1 protein-coding gene is annotated in these 468 nt (G+C 57.1%); it reads left to right on the top strand.

The features are described 5' to 3' along the window. The coding region (locus ACXAGR_RS23775; protein ID WP_474852920.1) for an Ig-like domain-containing protein at positions 1–468 on the top strand (468 nt) is incomplete at both ends.

Genomic DNA, 468 nt, shown 5'->3' with positions numbered 1-468 from the left:
TCACCGCTACTGTGCAACCTGACGGTACATTCAGTGCCGATGTGCCTGCAGAAATAGCAGAAGGTAACTTCACCGTTGATGCAGCAGCCACCGATGCAGCCGGCAATACCGGCACGGCTTCAACCTCAGGTACGGTGGATACCATTGCACCGACGGTAACACTGGATGCACAAGGTACAGGTAACGACACCACCCCGACTATTTCCGGCACCACGGATCTGCCAGCGGGCGAATCAGTGACGTTAACCGTGACAGATGCCAACGGTGACGCGCAAACAGTAACAGCAACCGTACAGCCAGACGGCACTTTCAGCGCCGATGTCCCTGCGGAAATGGCAGAAGGTAACTTCACTGTCGATGCTGCCGCCACCGATGCCGCCGGCAATACCGGCACGGCTTCAACGTCTGGTACGGTGGATACCACTGCTCCAACAGTCACGCTGGATGCACAAGGTACCGGTAACGACA

This window comes from Alteromonas sp. ABH4_457 (assembly GCF_056160625.1).
Note: the sequence above shows the minus strand (reverse complement) of the source record. Positions and strands in the feature narration are given on the sequence as shown.